At 57.6% G+C, this 25,456-nt stretch carries 22 protein-coding genes; 15 read left to right on the top strand and 7 right to left on the bottom strand.

Annotation, left to right across the window (positions count from 1 at the left end; all coding sequences use genetic code 11):
• Positions 1-31: 31 nt before the first annotated feature.
• Entirely contained in the window at positions 32-1,300 is a 1,269-nt protein-coding gene (locus tag ABRZ28_RS09335; RefSeq protein ID WP_330520109.1) for an MFS transporter, read from the bottom strand.
• A gap of 191 nt (positions 1,301-1,491) precedes the next feature.
• Here ABRZ28_RS09335 and ABRZ28_RS09330 point away from each other — a divergent pair, with 191 nt between their 5' ends.
• The 10 genes from ABRZ28_RS09330 to ABRZ28_RS09285 all read left to right on the top strand — a co-directional run bounded on the left by ABRZ28_RS09330 (position 1,492) and on the right by ABRZ28_RS09285 (position 14,731).
• On the top strand, positions 1,492-2,454 hold the full coding sequence (locus ABRZ28_RS09330; protein ID WP_330520108.1) for a helix-turn-helix domain-containing protein: 963 nt from the start codon (positions 1,492-1,494) through the stop codon (positions 2,452-2,454).
• Positions 2,455-2,602: 148 nt separating this feature from the next.
• A complete protein-coding gene (locus ABRZ28_RS09325) occupies positions 2,603-4,624 on the top strand; it encodes a TonB-dependent siderophore receptor (protein WP_330520107.1) in 2,022 nt (673 codons plus the stop codon).
• Positions 4,625-4,836: 212 nt separating this feature from the next.
• Positions 4,837-6,294, top strand: a complete 1,458-nt coding sequence (locus tag ABRZ28_RS09320) for an NAD(P)-binding domain-containing protein (RefSeq protein WP_330520106.1) — start codon at positions 4,837-4,839, stop codon at positions 6,292-6,294.
• 11 nt (positions 6,295-6,305) lie between these two features.
• Positions 6,306-7,001: an SDR family oxidoreductase gene (locus tag ABRZ28_RS09315; RefSeq protein ID WP_330520105.1), complete on the top strand. Its 696-nt coding sequence runs from the start codon at positions 6,306-6,308 to the stop codon at positions 6,999-7,001.
• Between the two features lie 193 nt (positions 7,002-7,194).
• Complete coding sequence (locus tag ABRZ28_RS09310) at positions 7,195-8,238, top strand: uroporphyrinogen decarboxylase family protein (RefSeq protein WP_330520104.1); 1,044 nt, start codon at positions 7,195-7,197, stop codon at positions 8,236-8,238.
• Positions 8,239-8,468: 230 nt separating this feature from the next.
• The gene (locus ABRZ28_RS09305; RefSeq protein WP_319602975.1) at positions 8,469-10,103 is read left to right on the top strand and encodes a TIGR04028 family ABC transporter substrate-binding protein; all 1,635 of its coding nucleotides are present in this window, start codon (positions 8,469-8,471) and stop codon (positions 10,101-10,103) included.
• 53 nt (positions 10,104-10,156) lie between these two features.
• A complete protein-coding gene (locus ABRZ28_RS09300; RefSeq protein WP_319602976.1) occupies positions 10,157-11,101 on the top strand; it encodes an ABC transporter permease in 945 nt (314 codons plus the stop codon).
• Positions 11,098-11,958, top strand: coding sequence for an ABC transporter permease (locus ABRZ28_RS09295; RefSeq protein WP_319602977.1), 861 nt, complete (start codon positions 11,098-11,100; stop codon positions 11,956-11,958). Before ABRZ28_RS09300 ends, ABRZ28_RS09295 begins: the two co-directional genes overlap by 4 nt.
• Entirely contained in the window at positions 11,955-13,616 is a 1,662-nt protein-coding gene (locus ABRZ28_RS09290) for a dipeptide ABC transporter ATP-binding protein (RefSeq protein WP_330520103.1), read from the top strand. Before ABRZ28_RS09295 ends, ABRZ28_RS09290 begins: the two co-directional genes overlap by 4 nt.
• Positions 13,613-14,731: an alkylhydroperoxidase domain protein gene (locus tag ABRZ28_RS09285; RefSeq protein ID WP_330520102.1), complete on the top strand. Its 1,119-nt coding sequence runs from the start codon at positions 13,613-13,615 to the stop codon at positions 14,729-14,731. The genes ABRZ28_RS09290 and ABRZ28_RS09285 overlap by 4 nt, the downstream gene beginning before the upstream one ends.
• 57 nt (positions 14,732-14,788) lie before the next feature.
• Here ABRZ28_RS09285 and ABRZ28_RS09280 read toward each other — a convergent pair whose 3' ends face one another.
• From ABRZ28_RS09280 to ABRZ28_RS09265, 4 genes are all read right to left on the bottom strand, one after another.
• Complete coding sequence (locus ABRZ28_RS09280) at positions 14,789-15,979, bottom strand: MalY/PatB family protein (RefSeq protein ID WP_330520101.1); 1,191 nt, start codon at positions 15,977-15,979, stop codon at positions 14,789-14,791.
• Between the two features lie 63 nt (positions 15,980-16,042).
• Entirely contained in the window at positions 16,043-16,816 is a 774-nt protein-coding gene (locus ABRZ28_RS09275) for an amino acid ABC transporter substrate-binding protein (RefSeq protein WP_330520100.1), read from the bottom strand.
• Between the two features lie 45 nt (positions 16,817-16,861).
• Entirely contained in the window at positions 16,862-17,629 is a 768-nt protein-coding gene (locus ABRZ28_RS09270) for an amino acid ABC transporter ATP-binding protein (protein ID WP_319602982.1), read from the bottom strand.
• Positions 17,622-18,305 (bottom strand): amino acid ABC transporter permease, encoded by a 684-nt coding sequence (locus ABRZ28_RS09265; protein ID WP_319602983.1) that lies wholly within the window; start codon positions 18,303-18,305, stop codon positions 17,622-17,624. Before ABRZ28_RS09265 ends, ABRZ28_RS09270 begins: the two co-directional genes overlap by 8 nt.
• 327 nt (positions 18,306-18,632) lie before the next feature.
• Here ABRZ28_RS09265 and ABRZ28_RS09260 point away from each other — a divergent pair, with 327 nt between their 5' ends.
• Both ABRZ28_RS09260 and ABRZ28_RS09255 read left to right on the top strand, forming a co-directional pair.
• Positions 18,633-19,973 (top strand): MFS transporter, encoded by a 1,341-nt coding sequence (locus tag ABRZ28_RS09260; RefSeq protein ID WP_330520099.1) that lies wholly within the window; start codon positions 18,633-18,635, stop codon positions 19,971-19,973.
• On the top strand, positions 19,970-20,560 hold the full coding sequence (locus tag ABRZ28_RS09255) for a carboxymuconolactone decarboxylase family protein (protein ID WP_319602985.1): 591 nt from the start codon (positions 19,970-19,972) through the stop codon (positions 20,558-20,560). The genes ABRZ28_RS09260 and ABRZ28_RS09255 overlap by 4 nt, the downstream gene beginning before the upstream one ends.
• 87 nt (positions 20,561-20,647) lie before the next feature.
• Here ABRZ28_RS09255 and ABRZ28_RS09250 read toward each other — a convergent pair whose 3' ends face one another.
• Positions 20,648-21,538, bottom strand: a complete 891-nt coding sequence (locus tag ABRZ28_RS09250) for a PHP domain-containing protein (RefSeq protein WP_330520098.1) — start codon at positions 21,536-21,538, stop codon at positions 20,648-20,650.
• Between the two features lie 189 nt (positions 21,539-21,727).
• On the opposite strand from ABRZ28_RS09250, the gene ABRZ28_RS09245 reads away from it, so the two are divergent.
• From ABRZ28_RS09245 to ssuE, 3 genes are all read left to right on the top strand, one after another.
• On the top strand, positions 21,728-22,612 hold the full coding sequence (locus ABRZ28_RS09245; RefSeq protein WP_319602987.1) for a LysR family transcriptional regulator: 885 nt from the start codon (positions 21,728-21,730) through the stop codon (positions 22,610-22,612).
• A 466-nt stretch (positions 22,613-23,078) separates the two neighbouring features.
• Positions 23,079-23,498 carry a hypothetical protein gene (locus tag ABRZ28_RS09240; protein WP_330520097.1) on the top strand — a complete coding sequence of 140 codons (420 nt, stop codon included), beginning with the start codon at positions 23,079-23,081 and terminating at the stop codon, positions 23,496-23,498.
• 288 nt (positions 23,499-23,786) lie between these two features.
• Positions 23,787-24,341 carry an NADPH-dependent FMN reductase gene (gene ssuE, locus ABRZ28_RS09235; RefSeq protein ID WP_319602988.1) on the top strand — a complete coding sequence of 185 codons (555 nt, stop codon included), beginning with the start codon at positions 23,787-23,789 and terminating at the stop codon, positions 24,339-24,341.
• On the opposite strand, the gene ABRZ28_RS09230 is transcribed toward ssuE, so the two are convergent.
• Positions 24,319-25,413: an iron-containing alcohol dehydrogenase family protein gene (locus ABRZ28_RS09230; RefSeq protein ID WP_319602989.1), complete on the bottom strand. Its 1,095-nt coding sequence runs from the start codon at positions 25,411-25,413 to the stop codon at positions 24,319-24,321. The two genes, ssuE and ABRZ28_RS09230, sit on opposite strands and share 23 nt — an antisense overlap.
• Positions 25,414-25,456: the final 43 nt, after the last annotated feature.

Here is a 25,456-nt window from a genome sequence, read left to right as displayed (position 1 = left end):
GCACCCCCAAGGTTATTATAATGAGAAACCATTATATACCCGCCGGAAAGTCTCGGCGTCGCATCGCGACGGCAAGCGTCATTAAAACGGTCAGACAGGCCGCAGCGAGAAAACAGGCGGCATAGCCAAACTGCTGAGCTATCATGCCGCCGACGCTCCCCGCCAGGATGGCGATACCGGCATCCGCACACTGAAACAACGTGAAATCCACGCCGGCCTGCAAAGAGGAAGATAAACGCATCAACACGGAATAAACGCAAACCAGCGCGCATGCGGTGACCATAAACTGCGCCACCGTCAACCCCATTAACAGACCCAGCGTTATATCAGACGGCGCGAGCCATAAGCTAAGCGCGACAAGCGACAGCATCACGCCTTGCAACGTATAAGCGATCCACAGCGCCCGCCACAGCCCCCAGTAGTGAATCAAGAGGCCGCCGCCCAGCGTTCCCGCCGCCCCAGCGGCGATACTGCCGCCTCCCAGCAGCCAGCCCAGAGAAGTCATACTCAGGCCGTGATCGAGCAGCAACGGCGCGGACAGCGGCATCACCACGCGCAATCCGGCATTGAGGCATACGATCAGCAGCAGGCCGAAGCGGGTGGCGTCGCGCGTCAGGGCATAACGCAAGCTGGGACGATGGCAAGCGTTATCGGGACGATCCGGTTCGCGCACACGCCAAAGCGGCGCGGTCAACGCCAGGATCATCAGCGCCAGCAGCATCGCGGCCGCCGGCCAGCCGTAACGCCCGGTCAGCAGCAAGAACACGCCGCCGCCCAGCATCATTCCCACGTAACTGCCGCCGACCTGCGCCACATTTCCCCAACCATATCCGCTGCCGGCCAGTTGATCCACGCAGAAACCGTCACAGGCGATATCAATGGTCGCCGCCACCAGCCCGGCCATCATAAACAGCGCAAAGAGCCAGATAATCTCCGTCGTCTGAAAAGGATGCGAACGATTCAAATAACCAGACAACGCGGCAAGCAGCAACAGTAATACCAGCGCGGTTTGTCCGCCGAGAATAAGCGAACGGGAACGGCGTCGCGCAAGCCCGATCGGCAAACGCCGGCGCTCGATTAACGGCGCCCAGATAAACTTTAGCGCCCACGGCAACATAAACAGCGTAGAGGCGCCGATTAACGTGAGGGAACCGCCAGTTGAACGCACCAATGCGGGAATGGATTGCATCGCCAGCGTCGAAACCAGCGTTTGCGTGACGTAAATGCCGACGATGGCAAACACGACGCCGCCAGTCGTTAACCTATTTTCTTTGAGATCGTGACGTTGTCCGACACGCATATTACCGGCTCCTTATTTCTTCTTCACGCTGAGCCATTCCTGGCGCACGCCGGTTTGCGACGCGGCGGCATGCCGGAAATAAACTCGACGCTGACATGGATGGGTGTTAATAATAATTATTCTCAACATCATCTCTACCCAATTTGGTTTGCTTTCTGCCCGCATTGGTGCGCGCTAAAGGAAATAACGTCATGCACAATTCGATAAACCTCCCTGTCGCGCCGGAAATATCGGTACGCAACCTATTGGCCGGGCCGCCAGAGCCGCAGTTCACCACGGCAGCGGAATACGATCTATTGCGCTACCCGCTCCATGAAGGCATCGACATCTTGCTCTGGCGGGTGAATTTTTCACGTCCGCTCTCCATGAGGCTGCACGACGATTTGGGCAGAATCGACTTCTCCTGCGTACTTAAGGGAACATCACGCTATTTACTGAGCGACGCTCGCGCGGAAAGCGAATATCTGCTGCGACAGGGCAGTAATTGCATCAGTCATCTTCCTGATTGCCATGGAATATCTTCGTACATGGATAAATTCGAAAGCGTCAGTATTTCCTTTCAACCCGATGTACTGGCGAATTGGGTGCCGGAGATGGATCGCGCTTTGCGGCGGCAAATCGATACTCAGCGTTGTTGCCAGCGGCGTGCTTGCAATGCGGAAATGCAGGCCACAGCGCACATGTTGGCGGAAGCGCTGAACCGAATGCGATCCTCGCCCGCCGGCGACAACGCGCGCGCCCCGCTCTGGCTGCTGGGGCAAAGCATGGTGTTGCTCAGTTTGATCCTGGATGCACATCGCGAAAAAGGGCGAAATGACTGCCGATTGAGCCATTGCGACCGCCAGAAACTGATGCGGGCGAAAGATCTGTTGCTCGCCGACTTAGCCCAGGCGCCGACCATCGCCGAACTGGCGCGCGAAACCGGACTTAGCCTCTTAAAAATCAAGCGGGGTTTTCGATTACTGTTCAACAACAGCGTTTACGGCCTCTTCCAGGCCGAACGCATGCAGGAGGCCAAACGTCGCCTGTCTGCCGGCGATATACCGGTAATGATCGTGGCGGCCGATCTGGGCTACACCAACGCCAGCCATTTCACCGCCGCCTTTCAAAAACAATTCGGCGTCAACCCTTCCGCCTTTAAACGCCGTTTTTAAGCGCGTCATACCCTGATGGAAACCGAAGCGGGTTGAAATAAACCCGTTTCGGGTAGCGGCTCACTTGCAAATAATTATCATTTAAAGCCCGGCTTAAGCCCCGTTTTCCGCGGGCTTTTCTTATTTCTCGCGCTTTCAGGGATATACCATGCAAATCAAACGACTCTATCCACTTGCTCTCGGCGGATTGTTGATCGCCCCCTGGGCGCTGGCGCAAACGGCGTCCGATGGCGACGATATTCTGGTCGTCGCCGCCAGCAAGCAGTCGCCCTATTCCGCTTCGGCGCGGAATGTCTCTTCCACGGCGGCGACGGCCGCGGAATTAAAAGACGCCAACGTCACCGGCACCAGGAAACTCGGTCGAGTGCTGCCCGGCCTGAACGTGGAAAACAGCGGCACGCTGTTGTTTCCTATTATTACCTTGCGCGGCGTATCCTCGGCGCAGGACTTTTATAACCCGGCGGTAACGCTGTACGTGGACGGCATTCCGCAACTCGCCACCAATACCATACAGGCGTTGACCGATGTGCAGAATGTTGAAATGCTGCGCGGCCCGCAGGGTACGTTGTACGGCAAAAGCGCGCAAGGCGGGATCGTCAATATCGTCACCCAGCAACCCGATAGTACGCCTCGCGGCTATATCGAAGGCGGCATCGGCAGCCGGGATAGCTACCGCGGCAAGATCAATCTCAGCGGCCCGATTCAGGACGGCTTGTTGTACGGCGGCGTTACGCTGCTGCGGCAGGCGGACAACGGCGCGCTCATTAATCCGTCAACCGGCAGCGACGATTTAGGCGGCGCGCGCACCCGCGCAGGCAACGTTCGTCTGCGGCTCGCCCCGGACGGCCAGCCGTGGGAAGCGGGCGTCTCAGTGACGGAAGACTGTACGCGCGCCACGCAGGATAGCTACCTGTCGTTCAACGACGTGAAAGGACGTACGTTGAATATCGCCGACGGCATGCCCGACCCTTATTTGCGCCGCTGTACCCACAGTCAGGCGCTGAGCGGCAAATACGCCGCCGATAACTGGCTATTCAGCCTGGTTGGCGCCTGGCAACAGCAAAACTATGACCGGACGTTTCCCAACGGCACGCTCATCGCCAATATGCCGGAGCGCTGGAATCAAGATGTGCAGGAACTCAGGGCCGCTACGCAAGGCGACGAACGCGCCGTAGACATGGTGTTCGGTCTCTACCGCCAGAATACCCGGCAGAAAATCGACCTGGCATACGACATGCCGACCACGAACTATATGCGGACCCATTCCTACACGGCATCCGAAACGCTGGCGGCGTACGGCGATTTGACCTGGCATATGACCGAGCGCGTCGATCTGGGCGGCGGACTGCGCGTTTCCCACGACAAATCCAGCACCCGATACCACGGCGTGGTGATGGGTTCCGCCTTCGGCGACGGCAATGACGCAGATGACGACCGGGTACTGGGGCAGATCTCCGCCGGTTATCTGCTGGCCGACGGCTGGCGCGTCTATACCCGCATCGCGCAGGGCTATAAGCCGACAGGCTTCAATATCATTCCAACGGCCAAGCTGGCGGCGCAGCCCTATGCGGCGGAAAAATCCATCAACTATGAGCTCGGATCCCGCTATGAAACGGGCGACCTTCAGCTACAAGGCGCGGTGTTTTATACGCGTACCCGGAATATGCAACTCTATTCCGGCGCTATAGGTATGCAGACGATCGACAACGCCGGCAGCGCCGATGCCGGCGGCATCGAACTGAGCGCCAAATGGCGGTTTATTCCGGGATGGTCATGGGATATCGACGGCAACTTGATTCGCTCCGAATTCACCGGCGATAGCGAACTCTATCAGGATAAGAAAGTGCCGTTCGTACCGCGTTACGGCGCCGGAACCAGCATCAACGGCATTATCGATACCCAATACGGCGCGCTGATGCCACGCCTCGCCGTCAAGCTGACCGGGCCGCATTACTTCGACGGCGATAATCTTCTGCGTCAAGGCGCCTACGCCACCACGGATTTGCGGCTGGGTTGGCAGGCCACCGATCGGCTGAACATCGCCATGTATGTCGATAACCTCTTCGATCGCCGTTATCGCACCTACGCCTACGCCAGCAGCGGCACAGGCTTTGCGCAGGTGAATGAAGGCCGCACCGTCGGCGTGGACGTACGCGTCGATCTATTCTGACAGGCGAAAACAGGGAGTGATTAAATCTTCGCTCAATGGGTTGGTCGGTTTATAAACGGCTGTGCAAACGCGCGCCGATGTCGCCGACCTGACGTCCGGCCGTTTATGTTGAGAACACAATATAGTAGCGAAAAATGTTATTAGCCTGCCTGTCATCACGATGTTATTACTCAGAAATAGGAGTACGAACTCATTGATACAGGAGAAATACCATGTCACACGCAGAAGACGGCGCCATCGGATTACCCGCGCTCGAAGCCCGACTAAAACAAGATCTTGAATGGCTGGAGCAACCGGGGAAACGCTGGCTGCCGGCGAAGGAACACGCCGGAAAGCCGGTAAAGGATGTGGTGATTATCGGCGCCGGGATGTCGGGGCTGGCCGCGGCATTCGCACTGCGGTTGCAAGGCATTGATGCGGTGCTGTACGACAAAGCGCCGGAAGATTACGAAGGGCCGTGGGCGACCACCGCCCGCATGGAAACGCTGCGTTCACCCAAACATTTGACCGGGCCGGCGCTGGATCTGCCGGCGCTGACGTTCCGCGCCTGGTATGAAGCGCAATTCGGCCTGCGCGCCTGGAATGAACTGGACAAAATTCCGCGTCTGCAATGGGCGGACTACCTGCGCTGGTATCGCCGCGTGCTGGCGTTGGACGTGCGCAATGATCATACGCTGACGGACCTGAACCTGCAAAACGGCCGCCAGGTTGAACTCACCTTTCAACATCAGGGACAGCAGGATACGGTCGCCGCGCGTAAAGTCATTCTGGCCACCGGCATGGATGCGTTCGGCGGCCCGTCTATCCCTGATTTTGTCGCTGAGTTGCCCAAACGTTATTGGGCGCACTCGGAGGAACCCATCGATTTCGCCGCGCTGGCCGGACGCCGGGTTGCGGTGGTCGGCGGCAGCGCGACAGCCATGGACGTCTCCGCCACCGCGTTGGAAGCGGGCGCCGCCGGCGTGGAGATCTTGATTCGCCGTCCCGACTTTCCGCGCTACAACCGTTCAAAAGCGTTGGGCAATCCCGGCCTGGAAAACGGCTACTTCAACCTGCCGGATGCCTGGAAGTGGCGGGTAGCGCACGCTATCGCCAGTGAGCAGATCGCGCCGCCGCACGGCAGCACGCTGCGCGTGTCGCGCCATCCCAACGCCTGGTTCAATTTCAACTCGCCGGTACAACGCGTCGAGCCGCAAGGCGACGGGATCGTGGTTCACACGCCGCAAGGCGAAGTGCCGGCGGATTTTCTCATCCTGGCGACGGGCTACCGGCTGGACTGGGGCGCGCGTCCCGAATTCCACTCATTAGTCGGTCAGATAAAAACCTGGCGGGATGTCTGGCAGCCGCCGGCCGATCAGCAAAACGAGCAATTGGCCGGCTATCCCTATTTAAGCGCCGACCTCGCCTTTCAGCCGAAGCATGCCGATGCGCCGCCGGCGCTGACGCGCCTGCACTGCTTCAGTTATCCGGCCCACTTGAGCCACGGGCATGTGGTCGGGCTGATCCCCGGCATCAGCCGCGGCGCTCAGATACTGGCGCGGGAGATTGCCGGACAACTGTACGCTGAAGATAGCGAATACCATTATCAGGCCATCCTCGACTACAACGATCCCGAACTGCTTGGCGATGAATGGCAGCCCGCCATTCCCTATGCCTGGCGCCAACGCTGACGGAGGGTAGGATGGCGAAAGAGCAAGGCCGGCGGCCGATCGCCCTGGTCACCGGCGGCACCAGCGGCATCGGGCTGGCGATCGTCGGCGATCTGGCGCGCGATCATCAGGTTTACGCAATAGGCCGCCGCCGGGCGGAAACGGCGCCGCTGGCCGGCCACCCGAACGTAATTTCGGTCAGTCTGGATTTACGCGACGGCGCGGCGGTCGCCGCCTGGGTCGCCACCCTGCCCCGGCTGGATACGCTGGTGCATTCCGCCGCCGTTGCACGACCATTTTCCGTCGCGACGGCCACGCCGGAGATCTGGCGCCAGCATTTCGATATCAATCTGTTCGGCCCGGCCGAGCTGACGCGCCTGACCCTGCCCGCGCTGCGCGCCAGTCAGGGGCGCATCATCTTTATCAACTCCGGTTCCGGCACGCGCCCGCAGGCCGGAAACAGCGTCTATTCCGCCAGCAAATTCGCGCTGCATGCGCTGGCGGAAGCGCTGCGCAACGAGGAGCGCGCCCATGGGGTCAGGGTCGCGACCCTGTATCCGGGGCCGACGGACACGCCGATGAACCGCCCCGAAGACGGCGACGACCCGCTGGCGCGAAGTTCGCCGCATTCCGTCGCCAAAGCGGTGCGTCTGGTTATCGATACCGATGAAGATTCGCAAATCACCGAAATCGTGGTGCGCCCGCGCCGCGATCCGGCCGGTCGTTAAATCAAAAGGGGCGACGCCCGGCCGTTGCCCCTGATCACACCGATGTGTTGCGGTTCGATCCGTTCGTCAACATTTGGTTATCTCGTTGATTGAAATCGCATAACCTAACCTGTTTTTATTATTTCCGCCTCGCAAACGGTACGCCGACAATCATGGTCATCCCAACAGGCGCTTAACAGAAAGGAGCCCACAGATGACCGCAGCATCACGCATCAAAGCCCTGCTGGCGGGAGAACGATTGGCGCGCCCCGCCATATCCGGCTGGCGGCATCTGCCGCTGGTCGATCGCGATCCCGCCGCGTTTATCCGCAAAACAATTTCCCTTACCGACGAAAACCGCTGGGATTTCATCAAGGTGATGTCGAACGGCCACTATCTGGCCGAGGCTTACGGCGCCGATATCCTTTTCCCCGACGACCCCACCCAGTGGTCCGGCGTATTTCGCCGCTATCCGATAGCGCACGCCGACGACCTGGCGACGCTGCCGGTGCTGGATCGGCATAACCCGGTATTGGCGCGGGAAGTCGATATCGTCCGTGGTCTGGCCCGACACTATCAGGGCAGCGTTCCGCTGCTGCCCACCCTGTTCACGCCGCTGACCTGGATACAGGAAATGACGCAATCCACGCAGCCTGGCCCCACCCTGGCGTTTATCCGCCGCCACCCGGCGGCCTTGCGCCGGGCGCTGGACGCCTTGCTGCAAACCAACCTGAACTTTCTTGACGCGCTGTTGCAAGTCGGCATCGACGGTGTTTTTCTCGCCACCCAGTACGCCCGCGCCGATCTGCTGTCCGAGGCGGAATACCAGACGTTCTGCCGCTCCTACGACGAAGCCATCCTTAAGCATATCAAGGGCAAAACCTGGTTCAACATCCTGCATATCCACGGCGAAAGCCAGCTGTTGTTCGAGCCGTGCCTCGACTACGACGTCCAGGCGTTCAACTGGGAGAACGTGCCGGAATCCGTGGAGCCTGCCGGGCGCGTCGGCGTGGCGCAGATACGCGCCTTGACCGATAAAATCCTGATCGCCGGCATCGATCAACATCGGGATTTTCATTACGGCAACGGCGAGCGGCCGGCCGTCAAAGCGCGTTTGCAGCAGCGCCTGCGCCAGATCCGCGCAGAGAGCGGCGATCGCGGTTTCATTTTCGCGCCCGGCTGCGCACTGCCGCTTGACGTAGACGACAGTCTGTTCACTCTGCTCGCCGAGATCGGCCGGGAGCAGGAGGCGCGCTGAAATATCGCGCCCGCGCTTCCGCCGGCAGGCATCGTATTGCCAGCGCCGGCGCAGGCGCCCTGTTTTCTAACAAAAATTTCGCATAATCAATATCACTATTGTTCTTTGCTGTTTACGTTCTCCTGTGAAAATATCACCGATAGGTTTTGGACGGCTAGCCGTCCGCCTGATTACGCCTTTCATATGCTGACCGCATGATTCGCCAACAATAACGACAGGAAAAAATACCGATGCTGATTTCTTATCCCAGGCAGACGATACGCACCCTGGTCTCACTGGCATTACTGGGACTCAGCGGCGCCGCGCTTGCCGCCGACGGTACGCCGAAAACCGGCGGTACATTGATTTATCTTGAACAACAGGCTCACACCAATCTTTATCCGCCCGCCGGGGGATTCTATCCCAACGGGGGGATACTGAACCAAATCACCGACAAGCTGACATGGCAGAATCCCGAGACGCTACAGATAGAGCCCTGGATTGCGCAATCCTGGACCGTCAACGACGATAACACCGAATACACCTTCAAAATTCGTCCCGGCGTCACCTTCTCCGACGGTACGCCGCTGGACGCCAATGCGGTGGCGAAAAACTTCGATACCTACGGACTCGGCAATAAAACGCTTAACCATCCGATTTCGGAAGTCATCAATAACTACCTGAAAAGCGAGGTTATCGATCCGCTGACGGTCAAGTTTTACTTTAAAAAACCGTCGCCCGGCTTCCTGCAAGGCACGTCCGCCATCGGCTCCGGGCTGGTCTCGCTCAGTACGCTGGAACACAACTTCAATCAGCTTGGCAACGGGCGCAACATTATCGGCTCCGGCCCGTTCGTGGTGGCCAGCGACCGCCCGGGCCGCGAAGTCAAACTGACGGCGCGCAAAGATTACAACTGGGCGCCGCCGAGTTTCGCCCATCAGGGACGTCCCTATCTGGACGGCATCAATATCCTGGTGACGCCGGAAGACAGCGTGCGCATCGGCGCGTTGCTTTCCGGTCAGGCCGACGCCATTCGCCAAATTCAGGCTTATGATGAGAAACGCGTGCAGGATCAGGGATTCCCGGTTTACGCGTCCGCCACGCGCGGCGTCAACAACAGCATCAACTTCCGCCCGGATAACCCGCTGGTCGCCGACCTGAAGGTTCGTCAGGCGTTGCTGCACGCCACCAACGCCAAAGAGATTGTGCAAACCCTGTTCTCGGACAACTATCCGCAGGCCACCTCCGTGCTGGCGAAAACGGCGGCGGGCTATGTGGATTTATCCGACAAACTGGCTTTCGATCCGGAAAAATCCGCGCGTCTGCTGGATGAAGCCGGCTGGAAAACCGGCGCGCAGGGCGTACGGCAAAAGGACGGACAAACATTAACGCTGACCGCCTATGAATCCCCGCCGCAGCCGCAGAACAAGGAGACGCTGCAACTGGTGGCGCAGCAGTGGGCGAAACTCGGCGTCAAGCTGAATATTCAGGCCGGCGACGCGGGCAGCAAGACCGTGGACAACCTCGATCCGGCCAAAACCGGCGTCTATCCCACGATGGTCGGCCGCGCCGATCCGGACGTGCTGAAAAGTCAGTATTACCCGACGCTGCGCAACGTTCTGCTGCAAAAAGGCGGCGCCAGCGACAAGGTGAAAAACTTTGAAGATACCCGGCTAAACGCCCTGCTGGACAATATCGCTTCCGAAACCGATCGTGAAAAACGCCTGGCGCTGGTCGGCGACGTACAGCGTTATCTGATCGATCAGGCCTATGTGATCCCTATCTTTGAAGAGCCTCAGGTCTATGCCGGCGCGCCCACGACAAAAGGCATCGGCTTCGAGGCCGTCGGCCGCCCCAGCTTCTATAACACCTGGTTGGACAAATAATCGAATCCCCTTGTCTCGCGGCGGCAAGGGGGCGAGATAAAAGAGGAACGATCATGAACAGATATCTGACGGTGCGTTTGGGCCAGGCGCTGATTGTACTGTGGGCCGCCTTTACGCTCTCCTTCATTCTGTTGCAGGCATTGCCCGGCGACTCGGTGCTGATCAAATTCCAGAACCCGGAATTGGGTCTCAGCGCGGACCAGATCGCGCAGTTGCGTCTGGCCTACGGCAGCGATGTTCCGGTGCTGACGCAGTACTTTCACGCCATCAACAGCCTGCTGCACGGCGATTTCGGCATTTCTCTCCAGTCCGGCGTGCCGGTAGGGGAATTATTGGCGGAAAATGTGCCGTCCACGCTGCTGCTGGCGTCCCTGGGGCTGCTCGCGGCCATCCTATTGGCCTTCCTGATTGCCGGACTCAGTTTTCTCAGTCCGTTTCAACGCCTGCGCGCGACGCTGCAATCGCTGCCGTCGCTGTTTATTTCCGTTCCGACATTCTGGCTCGGTATCGTGCTGATTCAGGTCTTTTCCTTCAAGCTGGGACTGATTCCGGTCATCAATCCCGGCGAATGGGAAGGCTTGATTCTGCCGACGCTGACGCTGGCCTTGCCGATTTCCGCGCCGCTGGCGCAGATCCTGATGCGCAGCATCGAGCACGTGCAAACGCAGCCGTTCGTCGCCGTGGCGCGCGCCAAAGGCGCCAGCCGCCTGGGCGTGCTGTGGCGACATGTGATCGGCAACGCGCTGCTGCCGACCATTACCGTCGCCGGTCTGCTGCTGGGAGAACTGCTCGCCGGCGCGCTCGTCACGGAAACCGTCTTCGGTCGCAGCGGCCTGGGGCAACTCACCCAGGAAGCGGTCAATACCCAGGACAGCAGCGTCTTGCAGGCGATCGTGGTGATTTCCGCCGCCGCGTTCGTCATCATCAATCTGCTGATTGATCTGTTGTATCCCCTGCTTGACCCGCGGCTGAAAAACACCACAGGAGCCGTATCATGACGATGGTTCATCAGGGAAAAATCGCTTTCCCGCTACGACAAAAATATCCCGGCCTTTTCCGCTATCGCCTGCAACCGGGGCTGATCGCCGCCTGGCTGGTGCTGCTCACCGTCGTCCTGTGGGCGCTCTTTCCGGGCTGGTTTACCGCGTATAGCCCGATAGACGGCGTCGCGGGCGCGCAGCGCCTGCCGCCGGGCGGAGAATACAGTCTGGGGACCGATCAACTGGGGCGCGACCTCTATACCCGTATTGTCTATGGTTCCGTACACTCGCTGTCCGGCGCGGCGATCGCCGTCGGGCTGGGATTGGTGCTGGGTACCCTGCTCGGTCTGCTGGCCGGCGCGGTCGGCGGCTGGGCGGATAGCGTGATCATGCGCTTCATCGATATCCTGCTCGCGATCCCCAGCCTACTGCTGGCGCTGAGCATCATCATTCTGCTGGGATTCGGGACGATCAATGCCGCCATTGCCGTCGGCATCACCTCCATCGCCAGCTTCACCCGACTGGTGAGAGCCGAAACGCTGCGCGTACGGCGCAGCGACTACGTCGAAGCGGCTTACGGCAGCGGCGGTTCGTTCTTCAGCGTGCTGCGGCGGCATATTTTGCCGAACACCTTGCATACCGTGTTCGCCTTCGCCGCCTTGCAGTTCGGCAGCGCTATTCTGGCGATTTCCACCTTAAGTTTTCTGGGTTACGGCGCGCCGCCGCCTACCCCTGAATGGGGCTTGCTGATCGCCGAAGGGCGCAACTATCTCTCGACCGCCTGGTGGCTGACCACCTTCCCCGGCCTGGTCGTCGTTCTGGTGGTGCTGTCCGCCAACCGCATCAGCCAATCACTGCGCAAGGAACCGTCATGAGTCTATCGATAAGTCTGCAACAAGCCGGCATCGCGCCGCCGGTGCTGGAATTAGCCGACGTGACCATCGGCTACCGCGCGCGCGGCGCGGAGCGCACGGTGGTGGAAGGCGTTTCTTTTCACATCAATCCCGGCGAAGTCGTGGCGCTGGTCGGCGAATCCGGCTCGGGAAAAACCACCACCGCGCAGGCGGTGATCGGGCTTCTGGCCGAGAACGGCCGCCTGATACGCGGCGCAATCCGCCTTAACGGCACCGACATCAGCCGCTGGTCGCAAAAGCAGTTGGACGGCATTCGCGGCGCCCGCATCAGTTTGATCCCGCAGGATCCGACCTGTTCGCTCAATCCGGTCAAAACCATCGGCGAACAGGTGGATGAAATTCTGCGTTTACATCAGCGCGCCTCAAAACGCGTCATACGGGAAAAGACGCTGTCCCTGCTGGCGCGCGTCGGGTTAACGCGGCCGGAACTGCGGGTAAAACAGTATCCGCACGAACTGTCCGGCGGCATGAAGCAGCGGGTGCTGATCGCCATCGCCATCGCGCTGAAACCGGCGCTGATTATCGCCGACGAGCCGACCAGCGCGCTGGACGTCACGGTACAAAAACGCGTCCTCGATCTGCTGGATGAGCTGCGGCGGGAAAACGGCACGGCGGTGCTGTTCGTGACCCATGATTTGGGCGTAGCGGCGGAACGCGCCGATCGTCTGCTGGTTTTCCAGAAGGGCTACATTCAGGAGCAAGGCCCGACGCATGAGGTTCTCAATGCGCCGCGCAGCCAATATGCGCGGGCGCTGCTGGCCGATGTGCCGTCGCTCAATCGGTCGCCGCGCCCTTCCCGCGCGGGAACCGGCGAGGCGGCGATCCGCGTCGAGAATCTGGTGCAGGAATACCGGCTGGCGGGACGGCATGCCGCGCCTTTCCGCGCCGTCGACGACCTGTCGTTCACCGTGGAACGCGGCACCACGCACGCCATCGTCGGCGAATCCGGTTCGGGGAAAACCACCACGGCGCGCAGCCTGCTTGGTTTTCATCGCCCGACCGCCGGCCGCATTCTGATCGGCGATACGGACATCACCCGCCTGAAAGGCGAAGCGCTGCGCCAGTTCCGGCAAAAAATTCAGTTGGTTTACCAGAACCCGTACAGCTCGCTCGACCCTTCGCAGAGCCTGTTCGATATCGTCGAAGAGCCGTTACGCAATTTTAATCGCTATAGCCGGGCGCAGCGCAGCGGCAAAGTCCACGAGATATTCGAACGGGTCGCGCTGCCGAATACGCTGCTGGGCAGAAAACCGCACGAACTCTCCGGCGGACAGCGTCAGCGGGTCGCCATTGCGCGCGCGTTGGTGCTGGAGCCGCAGGTGCTGGTGCTGGACGAAGCCGTATCGGCGCTGGATGTCACCGTTCAGGCGCAAATTCTGCGCCTGCTGGAGGAACTTCAGCGCTCGCTCGGCTTGACCTACGTATTTATTTCCCACGATCTGGCCGTCGTACGCCAAATCGCCGATACCGTGACCGTATTGCATCACGGCAAACAGGTGGAGTCCGGGCCGGTTGAGCACATCTTCACGCATGCGGCCCACAGCTATACGCGCGAACTGATTGAGGCCATTCCCGGCCGGTTGCCGCCGCCATCATTTACGTTACAGGAGACTGTATGACCCGTTATGACCATGACATTCTGAACACGCTGGCGGAAATTTCCCCGGACAGCGAGCTGGCGCAGGCGCGCCTCACTCGCGATGCCGCCACCCAATACACGGAAGGCAGCTATCGGGCGCTGTTCGCCGATGTCGACGAGAACGCGACGCTGTCGCCGTCGCTGCGTTTATGGTTGGCGGAGAACATCAGCGCCTGGCATCAGGACAGCCTGCTGCAACAGTTCTACGCCCAACAGAGAAAAGGCCGGCCCGAGCCGCCGCAAACGCCGGCAATCACGGCGGCGTTGCGGCACGCCGAGCGCCTGACGCGCGAACCGATCGCCAGCGGCCCCGATGATTTACAGGCGCTGCTCTCGGTCGGATGGACGCCCGACGACATTGTTACCTTGTCACAAATAGCCGCCTTCGTCAGTTTTCAAAGCCGATTGCTGCGCAGCTATCGGCTGCTGGCGGGACACGATGTCGATACGCCGCCGCCGCGGGACGCCACGGCCGGACGCTGGCATACGCAGTCGCACACGCGCAGCGGCCGACGCGCGCCGCAGGCGTTCACGCAGGAAGAGCTCGACTGGGAACCCTGGATAGCGGCCAAACCGCTCAATGAATTTAACGCTGATGAACAGGCGATCCTTAAGCGTTTCGGCCACACCGACTCCGACTATTTCCGTCTGCTGGGCCGCAATCTGCCGGTGCTGGAACAGCGCACGCTGACGGATAAAGGGATTTTTTATACTTCCGGCGGCCTGCCGCGCGCGGAACGCGAACTGGCGGCGGCGGTCGCCAGCAAGGTCAACGGTTGCATTTACTGCGCGTCGGTTCATGCGCGCAAGGCCGGTCAGCTATCCAAACAGCCCGATGCGCTGCAACATCTGCTGGATGTGCCGCCGGGCGGCGATCTGGCGCAGGATCAGCCCGCGCGCTGGCAGGCGATCATCACTTTCGCCGCCAGACTTTCCGCCACGCCGGCGCAGCTCGACGCGCAAGATCTGAAACGCCTGCGCGAACATGGGCTGAATACGCTGGAAATTCTGGATTTGGCGCAGTCGGCGGCGTTCTTTGCCTGGGCCAACCGACTGATGCTGACGCTGGGAGAACCCTTCTGGCCTGAAGCGTAAGGGGGAACGTTTGCCGTTCTATTGCTCGCTTCTCGGTACAGAACCGTACTGGCTCTATCAACCAAAGCTGCGCTGCAACCGACCGATCGCCTCGGCCAGTTGCCGGCGCGGCAAGGCAAAATTCAAGCGCATAAAACCGGCCCCCGCCGCGCCGAAGTGCAGGCCGCTCTCCAGCAATAATCCCGCGTCATGCCGCAATCGCTGCTCCAGCGCCGGTTGAGAGAGTCCGGTTTTTCTGAAATCCAGCCAGGCGAGATGGCTGCCCTGCGTGTCGAACATATCGATATCGGCAATCCGGTCTACCCCTGCGCGCAACAGCGCATGGTTGTGCTTTAAATAGTCGATCAGGGCATCCAGCCACTCCGCCGCATGGCGATAAGCCGCATCCGCCGCGTAAAGCGCGAACAGATTGGGTTTATGTATGCTGAGTTGACGAAAAGCCGCGCTGATTTTTTCCCTGATCGCCGCATTGCGGATAACCAGGTTGCCGATTTGTATGCCTTCGATATTGAAGGTTTTTCCCGGCGAGGTGAAGGTCACGGTGAAATCGGCGACTTGATCGTCGAGAGCGGCCACCGGCGTGTAGGGAACATCGCCGATGATCAGATCATGATGCACATCGTCCGACAGCAGCAGCAAATGATGCCGCCGGCAGAACCGAGCGATTTCCCGCAGTTCATCCGCCCGCCAGACCTTGCCGATGGGATTATGCGGGTTACACAAAATCAGGAGGCGGGTTTTATCGGTGAGCTGGCGCTCAAGCCGGGAAATATCCAGCCAGTAACCGCTATCGCCCGTCTCCAGAATCACTTCGCGGGTATGCCGCCCGGTCTGGTCGATGACGCGGGCAAAGGCGCCGAACCCCGGCGAGAGGATCACGATATCGTCCTGCGGTTCGGTCAAGGCGCGCACCGCCACATCCATCGCGGTTTCCACCGAATTAACCGGCACCACCCACTCCGGTTGAATGCGCCAGCCGTGTCTCGACGCCAGCCAGTTTCGCAGCGGTTCGATAAGCAGACCGGCGTAGTCGGTATAGCCGAAAACGCCGTGCTCGAGCACATCATGCAGCGCTTGCAAGACCGCCGGCGGCGCGGCGAAATCCATATCGGCGATCCATAACGGGATCGCCGGCTCCCCGGCCGCATTGACCCGGTTTGCCGCCGCGCGCCATTTGGTGGAATTTCTGTTACGCCGGTCAATGATGCGATCGAAGTCATAATGCACGGTTTCGTCCTCCTCAATCATCGCGTTTCACGGCGGGAATAAGCGCCGGCCCTGCGCTGGCCTTATCAATCCCGCCGCGGCAGGCTAGCGGGACACATCCTCGCCAAAATATTGCTGAGAAATTTTCAGATAGGTGCCATCGGCCTTGATATCCGTTAACGCCTGGTTGATCGCCGCCTGCAACGCCGGATTGTTTTTTCTAATCAGGACGCCCAACTGCTCCGCATCAGAAAGGGTATAGACGATTTTTACCGGCGCGGTCGGTCGGTGTTTTTTAAAGTCCAGAAACGACAGATTGTCGTTAATCGTGGCGTCGGCGCGCCCGGTCGCCACCAGATCGACGGACTGATTAAAGCCGTCCGTGCCGACGATTTCCGCGCCGTGCTTGCGGGCCAGTTGCGCATAGCTGCTGGTCAGCGTATGCGCCGATTTTTTCCCCTGCAAATCATCGAACGTCTTGATGGTGTTGTTGCTGTCGTTCACGATCAGCACGGCCTTGGAGACGATATAGGGATCGGAAAAATCATATTTCGCTTTCCGTTCCGGCGTGATGGAGACCTGATTGATCACCGCGTCATAGCGCCTGACATCCAGCCCGGCAATCAGTCCGTCCCATTTACCTTCGATGAATTCGGCTTTTACATTGAGGCGTTTAGCGATTTCACGCCCGATATCGACGTCAAAACCGACTAACGCCCCGGAGGCGTCGTGGTAGGTGAAGGGAGGAAAGGTTCCTTCCGTGCCGATTTTAAAAACGCCCGCCGACTGGATTTGCGCCAGATCGGACGCGGCGAAAGCGGCGTGCGTCGCGCCGAACTGAACGATACCGGCCAATAATACCGTGGCGATAAGTTTCATACCTGTTCTCCTGCATAGCGGTGGCTAACGTTAAAGGAATTGTCGTCAAATTTCCCATGAGTCGGGAAACAGTTCGGTCAGCGTCGAGACATACTCGGCTGTCCTGGTCTTTTTGGGTCGGGTGAAAATATTTTGCGAGGTATCCGTCTCGATGATTTTTCCTGATTCCAGGAACGCCACGTTGTTGGCGATATTGGAAGCCAGCCGCAGATCGTGCGTCGCCATCAGCATCGTCATCCCTTCTTTCGCCAGTTGTTTCAATACCGCGACCACTTCAAGGGATAATTCGGGATCCAGCGCCGAAGTGGGTTCATCGCACAATAACACCTTGGGCGACGGCGCCAGGGCGCGCGCAATCGCGACCCGCTGCTGCTGTCCGCCCGACAGGGTCGCCGGCCAGGCGTCGCTTTTATGCAGCATCCCCACTTTCTTCAGCAATTCGTTGGCGCGCGCCCTGGCCCGGTCGCGCGGCCAGCGATGCACCGTGATTAAACTTTCCATGATATTTTCGATCGCCGTGAGGTGGGGAAATAACTGAAAATTCTGGAAGACCATGCCGGTTTGCTGGCAAATACGCCGAATATCGTTTCTGCCGGGACGCGATTTCTCCGTAAATGAAACGCGCTCGTTACCGATGCGCAATTGTCCCGACTGCGGGATTTCCAGCAGGTTAATGCAGCGCAGCAGCGTGCTCTTGCCGCTGCCGGAAGGCCCGATTAACGCGGTGACGCTATTTTCGTTTATTTTAAGATCGATGTTCTTTAATACCTCATGACCGTCAAAACGCTTATATATCCTGGATAGCTCAATCATTGGCGCCTTCCTTCACAACGGTGTTTCCGGCCAGTTTCTTTTCCAGGCGCGCCTGTAGCGAAGATAAAAAAGAACTGAATATCAAATAAACCACGGCGGCTTCGGTATAAAGAATCAATGGCTGATAAGTCACCGCGGCAATACGTTGAGCGGCCAGAAATAATTCAGGTACGGTAATCACGGACGCCAGCGAGGTATCTTTCACCAGCGAGATAAAGGTGTTCGACAACGGCGGGATGGCGATACGCGCGGCCTGCGGCAATATAATCTTACGTAACGACTGCGCCCAACTCATGCTGATGGAGTGCGCCGCCTCCCACTGCCCTTTAGGCACCGCCAGCAGCGCGGCGCGGATCGTTTCTGAGGTATAAGCGCCGACATTGAGCGTAAAGCCGATAACCGCCGCCGGGAATGCGTCAATCGTCACGCCGGCATTCGGTAAGGCGTAGAAGATAATAAACAGTTGCACCAGAAGCGGCGTGCCGCGAATAAACCACACATAAAATCTTACCAGGTTGCGTAAATACCCCGGGCCATATAAACGAACCAATGCAATGACAAAACCTAAGGTTAAACCCAGCGCAAAAGAAATTAATGTTAACGGAATAGTAAATATTAATCCTGCATGCAACATCGGCCAAAAAGAATCCACCGCCAAATCAAACCATGCCGGCATCCAGCACCTTCCTGTTAAATTGAATAATTAATGTTTTCTAATCAAGCCATTATCAGCCTAACATAGCCTTGATGCCGCCGATATATATCTTAATCTCACATAATATGTCTTTTAACTCATTGCGCATATTGACTATCAAAAGCACTTATCCGCATAAATAACGACGAATAATAAAAACCTTATCCCTTTCTGCTAAATAGCCATAGGTATATGCCTTGATCGCGGCTTAAGATAAATAACGGTTATCCTCAGCGAGGATTGTTATTTGACTGTCATAGTCGTTAGTCGATTTAGTATTAGCACGCAAACTAAATGACGGTAAGAAAGATGACGCAGATTTTGCATGAACCTGATGGCGCTAAAGCCAAACGCAATAAAGTGGCTTTTGCAGCTTTTATCGGCACCACCGTGGAATGGTACGATTTTTACATTTATAGCACCGCCGCGGCGCTGATTTTCAGCCATACCTTTTTCCCGCCGTCAACCAATCCGCTGGCCGGCCTGTTGGGCGCCTTCGCCGCCTATGGGGTGGGATTTTTCGCCCGTCCGCTGGGCGGCATTATTGCCGGACATTTCGGCGATCGCATCGGCCGCAAGCGGGTGCTGGTCTCCTCGCTGATATTGATGGGCGTCGCGACCCTGCTGACCGGTCTGCTGCCGACCTATGCCGTCGCGGGTCTGTGGGCGACCGTGCTGCTGGTATTCCCGCGTCTGTTGCAAGGCATCGCGACGGGCGCGGAATGGGGCGGCGCCTCCCTGCTCTCCGTCGAGCACGCCACGCCCAAAAACCGGGGCTTCCTGGGCTCTTTTACCCAAATCGGCTCAGCGGCCGGCATGCTGCTGGCGTCGGCGACGTTCCTGATTGTCAGAGCGTCGATGAGCGCCGAGGCTTTCGACGACTGGGGCTGGCGGCTGCCGTTTTTATTCAGCATCGTACTGATTGGCATCGGTATTTTTGTCCGATTGCGCATTGATGAGCCGGAGGCTTTTTTACGGGCCAAAGCCGAAGGCAAGATCCAGCGTTTTCCGGTGGCGCAGGTCATTCGCCATCATCCGCGCGGATTGCTGGTCACTATCGGACTCAGGCTGGCGCAGCCGGCGATGTACGCCATCCTGACCACCTACGCGCTGAGTTACCTGGTATTAAAGCGCGGCGACGCAACCATGGCGCTGACCGCCGTGCTGGTAGGCTCCGCGGTGGCGATCGTCACCACCCCTTTGTGGGCGCTGCTTTCGGATAAAATCGGCCGCCGCGCGCCGGCGGTGTTCGGCATTCTGGGCATTGGTATCCTGGTGTGGCCGTTCTTCCTGTTTCTGGACTATGGCGATCTGGCGTACCTGCCGCTGGTGGTGGCCGTGGCGCTGGGTGTGTTCGACGCCTCGGTGTATGGACCGGGCGCGGCCTGGTTCTCCGAGCAATTTCCCATTGAGGTGCGCTACAGCGGGGTCTCCATCGGCTACCAGGTCGGCACGTTGATATCCGGCGGCCTGACGCCGTTTATCGCCACCTGGCTGTTTTCGGTGGGCGACGGATCGCCGTGGCTGATCTGCGCCTATATCTCTTTCTATGCCGTATTGAGTCTGATCGCCGCTTATGCCGCGAAAGACCCGGTGCGGGAAAGCCGCGCCGCCGCTTTCGCCCCGTTAAATGCCAGGGATCCCGCATGAGCCATCAGCACGATGTCGATATTTTAACCGCGCTGGAGGCCGGCAGTCCCCATGCCGCCGCCTTCAGGAACCTGTCCCGCCGCCATTGGAACAACGGGGCGCTAAGCAGCCGCGACAAACATCTGCTGGCGGTGGCGGCCGCGCAGGTGACGCGCTGCACGTACTGTATCGAACACCACGCGCAGATAGCTCGCCAGTTAGGCGCGACGCGTAATGAGGTGCTGGCCGCCGCCTATATCACCGCGGCGCTGGAAACCCTGCTGAACGACGCTATCGATATCGGCGCGGACGGCGCGATTGCCGTACGCGCGTCGGCGCTGGAGGGATTGCCGGTGGAGAATGACCGCGACCGCTTCGTCAATACCCTCCTCGGCGAGCCGACCCTGCCCTTGCCTCTGCGTTACGTGATAGCGGCGGCGGTCGGGCTGGCGAAAGAGCGGGAAGGATTGCGGCTGGCGTTTCATCAGGCGGCGCTGCGGGCCGGGACGTCGCCGCAGGCGCTGGAGGAAGGGTATGCGGTGGCGCTGATTATCCGGGCGGGCGCGGTATACGCGCATACGCTTGGCATCGCCAGGGCGTTTGCATAATCTCGCCTGTGCGATGCCACTGAACCGCTCTGCCCGACGCTCCTGCGGCGCGGCGATATTGCGGCGACTAGCGCTATCCCGCGGTTATCAATCAGCCAGAATTGAGGCGGTAAAGGCGCGGATTTTTTGATACTGCTCAGCGCTATAGCCGCAGTCGCCGGGTTCGATTTCCGGTTTATTTTTACCATGAAAATCGCTGCCGCAGGTGACGAAGACATCCTTAGCACAGGCGTAGTCATATAACAGGCCGGATAATGCCGGCGCGTGATAGCTGGAAAACGCTTCTACCCCCAGCACGCCCACGGATAACATCTGATCGAGCGCTTGCGCATAGCCGCTGTTAATATTGGCGCCGAGATGAGCAATGATCGGTATGCCGTTATTTGACCTGATGATTTCCACAATCCGTTGCAGCGGCGGGTAATTCGCGTTGACGTAACAAGGCCTGCCGTGACCGAAAAAATCCCAATAAAAATTTATCAAGGGCATATTGGCCCGCTCGCCGCCGTCCCGGTAGGGCGTAAGCAGGGCATTATTTTTATTTCTTTCATCCTGAAGAATCAGTTCGGCCATCTGTTCTTCCTGAGGAATTCTCCCGTCGGCCAACCGATAAAGCGCGTCCTGGTCGAGGAAAAATCCAAGCGTTTTCAACTTTTCAAGTTTTACCGGCACTAAATCAAGCTGTAGCTTAATAAAGTTTTTTTCAATCAGTTCAAAATCAGAAAAGTCATCATCAAACCCATAGCCGAGCAAATGGAAGTTTTTATCCTGAAAAGCGCAGTCGACTTCAATTCCCGGTATCGCCGTGATTCGTTTGTCGGCGAGTTTATTCACATCATTAACCGAGTGGATCGAGTTGTGATCGGTAATGGAGATAATATCGATATTTTTCGCGACGCAGCGTTCGATTAAATCCTTAACAGAAAAATCCGCGTCATCGCTGTAATGTGAATGCATATGCAAATCTACTTTTTCCATGGTCACATCCGGTTATCGTTTAATCTGCCCGCATAACGTCAAGCCGCCTCGGCATGGCCTGCCATCACCCATAAAATTGTTTTTTTTAATGAGATAGAATCATAAAGAGAAGATTGATTTATGCTGATTTAACCCTATGCCATACTGCCTGTATAATGAAAAAAAGTTTTTTGGTGATAGGAGATTGGAATGGAGTTCAGGCAACTACGCGCTTTTGTGACGCTGGCCGAATGTCTCAGCTACCGGGAAGCCGCCGATAAGCTGTGGCTGACTCAACCAACGCTCACGAAACAGATCAAGCTGTTTGAACAAGAATTAGCGCTAACGCTCTTTATTCGGGATAACCATGGGACGCAGCTTAGCCCACAAGGACAGGCGTTGTATGACCGCGCCAAAAATTTACTGATGGAAATCGATAAATTTAAAGCGCACTGTAAAAACATAAAACTCGGCCAGGAAGGCAACCTGTCGATTGGATTTATTAATGCCGTATCAAAACTGATGCCGGGCATTATTTCCTCTTTCCTCGAAAGCCACCCCAGCGTTAACATTCAACTCACCGACAACTCCTCTCCCCTGCAAAAGGAATTAATCATCGCAGGGAAAATGCACGCCGGCTTTATGCGCTTGCCCGTTGAACCGCCGCTGGAATACAAAAAAATAAGCGAAGATGGTCTGGCCCTCATCTACAGTAAACAACTAGATTCGGCTTATCAGGATATGAAAAGCCTTGTTAAAAAATATCCGTTGTTACTGGTGGACACAAAAACATGCCCCGGCTCCGCCCATCAAATACACAACTTCATATTACATAATCAACTCAATAAGATACCCACTTACATCGTCAACAACGCCAGTAGCCTGCTGGCTATGGCGGAAGCGAAAATAGGTTTAGGCATCTTGCCCCAAAGCAGCATACCGCCAGAAAACCCCGACCTTGTCTGCGAAAGACTGACCGGCGATTACGCTAACTGGGATATCGGTCTGGTCTGGAACCCTGACATCAATGACCCGGTGCGGGACAGCTTCATTCACAAGACTATTGAGGAATTCAGTTTAAGCAATCAGCGCTAACGAATCCGCGGCAACCGCACCGCGCAGTCCTCCCTTTTCGTCGGTCATGGTTACGGGCAACCCGCAGGGGTTAATAGCCCGCAAGACAATTAATTATTACGACAACCAGCCTAAAAACAGTTCAAACGGCAAAGTTTTTTACCTGTTCTGGTATATTCGACGCGAATACTTTAGCTTTACTTATCATCTGCATGGGGAAGAATTAGGCTTTTCTGTTCTCTACAAGGATCGTCAGGTAATCAACTTGAGCAAACGTGAAGATATACTGGACTCTTCGAAGTACTGGTCTGAATCAGGAATCAGGGGTGGCCTTTTGTACTCTGAAGTCTTGGGTTGGCTTGATATGGGGGACGGCTCCCTCGGTTTATGACGCAGGTTACGCCATACAAACTGACCTTAAGTGATGATATCGTACGGCCTATCAGCCGTAAGGCGTTCATCCTGAGCGCAATAGAGTAACTAACGAATGAAAAAGCTGAAAAAGATAGCAGTGGTCATTCCGATCGCCATCATCGGCTTTATGCTGATTGATTGCAGTATGCAAAAGGTTGCTGAGCGCCATGAAGGCTATATCCACTCAAATCTCTGGGCATACTATCTTTACACAGATAGAGAGATACGGAATGCACCGAAACTCTCAGAGAATTATCACTTTACCTTTACTGCACAGGATGGCTCTCAGCCTCAGGATAGCAGTATTGTTTACGGCTCCGGCGCTAACATTACGGCGCTCAGGGATTACCTATCCTCCCTGGAATATGTCAGCGTTAAACGGGAGGGGCTGACTGAGAGGTGGCAACGTGCGGAAAAACTCACGCCGTATTACTTAATCTCCAGGGATCCGGAACGAGGCACTCTGACGCTCACTCGTTCAAGTTTCAACTAAGTGACCTCAGCAACCAGGTGTCGCTGGGGATTACAGAATGCGAATTAAACGTCTAAATTGAAATAAAAGGATTTTAACCCACAAGAAGCCTGCTCACTAACCGCCAGTCAATCCCCCTTTTCCCAGAGAAACATACCCGCTTTCGCTAACGGACGGGCCTGCCGACGGTTATTTGCAAATTTCAAATATCAACAGTTATAAATCATATTTCTTCTGTTATTCGTCAGGTAATAGAGTAATTATCCATCTGTGAACCGCACTAAGCAGGATATTATTTCAGGAGACAACATGAACGTTATTACCCTGGCCGGTAGTCCGCGTTTTCCATCCCGCTCCACCGCGATCCTCATCTTTGCCCAACGCTGGCTTGAACAAAAAGGGATTAATGTTCTTCCCTGGAACTTATTTAATTTTAATCCGGAGGATTTGTTTTATGCCAAATTCGACAGCCCCGGCCTGCGAGTTTTCATCGATCAGTTGGCCGATGCAGACGGACTGGTGGTCGGTACGCCGATCTATAAGGCCTCCTTTACCGGCGCATTGAAAACCCTGCTCGATCTGCTGCCGGAGCGCGCGTTCGCCAATAAGGTTATTTTGCCGGTGGCCAGCGGCGGTTCTTCCTGTCATATGCTGGCGCTGGATTATGCGCTTAAACCAGTGCTGAATGCATTGAAAGCGCAGGAGATTTTACACGGCGTTTTCGCCGAAGACAGTCAGATTACCCACTACGATCACACGCCGGTATTCAGCGCTGCGCTGGAAGCGCGCCTGATCGCTTCGCTCAAGGACTTTACCCGCGCGCTGGAACGACAAAGCAACGTTAGCGCACTGCCTTTTGCCTAGCTGGCCGACGCGTCGCCAGCAGCGCGGCGGCCAGATGTTCCTCGTCCACGGCGAAGGGCAAACGCGCCTTCACCTCCGGCTTGATGTTAACGCCGGCGGCAATCTGTTGCAGCAGCGCCGCATCGTCGCCGATGCCCAAATCCTGCGGCGAAAGCGGCATATCCAGCCGTTCCAGCCAGCCCAACAGCGGTAAACTTTCAGCGGCGGCATCGTGTTGCAATATCGCCTGTACGCCAAGCGCATAGCCGACTTTTTCGCCGTGCAGCCAGCCATGCAGCGCCGGATGATGGGTCATACTGTTATGAATGGCATGGGCCACGCCAATGCGCTGGCTATCGTCGCGTACGCTATTCGCCAACCCGGCCAGGGCGATCACGCCGTCAATGGTTCGGGCCAGCGCGGGGCTGGCGACGTTGCGCCGGTTATCCGACAACGCTTGTCCGGCATCGCGCTCGAAGGTGTCCAGCGCCATTTTCGCCGCCTGAATTTGCAGGGATAACCCCAGATCCGGTTCTCCCTGACTGAGATAAGGAGTAAATTCAAACCACTTGGCCAGCGCGTCGACAATCCCTGCCTTAAGAAAACGCACGGGCGTTGCAGCGATCACCTCGGTATCGACCAGAATCCAGACCGGATAGCGATGCAGCGGCAGGCTGCCGCTATGCGCCCCCTGTGAATCATATAGCACGCTAAATGGCGACCAGGCGGCGCAGGTGGCGGCCACGGTCGGCACCTGAATCAGCGGCAGACGTCCCGCCAGTTCACCAACGCCTTTAGCCGTATCCATCACCACCCCGCCGCCAATGCCGATAATCCCCTCCGCGCGGCCCTCCCCGGCTTGCCGCGCCAACTGCCGGATAGACGCCAGCGTACACTTGTCCTGCTGGTACGCCACGTCGAAGCGCACGTCATGGCGCTGCAAACTTTGCGCTATCGCCTCTCCCGTCTCACGCCAGGCGGTGTGACCGGTAATAATCAGGATGCGGCTCGCCAACGGCGCGACATACTCGCCCACCCGGCGCGCCACGCCGACCTGCTGTAAATAATTTTCCGGGGTTTTAATCGCTATCACCAATCTGGCACTCCATAAATAGCATGTCATTCAGGGGGGAAAT

The sequence above is a fragment of the Brenneria sp. g21c3 genome, assembly GCF_040240345.1.
GTDB lineage: Bacteria > Pseudomonadota > Gammaproteobacteria > Enterobacterales > Enterobacteriaceae > Brenneria.
This window is presented reverse-complemented; position numbering and strand designations above follow the sequence as displayed.